At 62.1% G+C, this 449-nt stretch carries 1 protein-coding gene; it reads right to left on the bottom strand.

Annotated elements, in window-relative coordinates:
- Positions 1–449, bottom strand: a 449-nt coding sequence (locus Q0864_RS16550; protein WP_298572077.1) for a GTP-binding protein, incomplete at both ends; no start/stop codon positions are given.

The raw sequence follows: 449 nt of genomic DNA, 5'->3' as shown, positions 1-449 counted from the left end.
AACACGTCTTCGATCGGCAGCAGGAACGCACCGTCAACCGGACGTGCCGGGGTCGGGATGAATTCGTCAACAGCCGCCATCAGCTTGCGGATCGAGTCTTCGCCGATCGCCTCGTCACGGCCTTCCAGAGCGGCCAGAGCCGAGCCCGGAATGACCGGAACGTCGTCGCCCGGGTAACCATATTCGGTCAGAAGCTCGCGGATCTCCATCTCGACCAGCTCAAGCAGCTCTTCGTCGTCAACCTGATCAACCTTGTTCATGTAGACAACCATGGTCGGGATACCAACCTGGCGGCCCAGCAGAATGTGCTCGCGGGTCTGCGGCATCGGGCCGTCAGCAGCGTTCACAACCAGGATCGCGCCGTCCATCTGCGCCGCACCGGTGATCATGTTCTTCACATAGTCAGCGTGGCCGGGGCAGTCGACGTGGGCGTAGTGACGCGCGTCGGT

The organism is uncultured Aliiroseovarius sp. (assembly GCF_947497285.1).
Classification (GTDB): Bacteria; Pseudomonadota; Alphaproteobacteria; order Rhodobacterales; family Rhodobacteraceae; genus Aliiroseovarius.
Note: the sequence above shows the minus strand (reverse complement) of the source record. Positions and strands in the feature narration are given on the sequence as shown.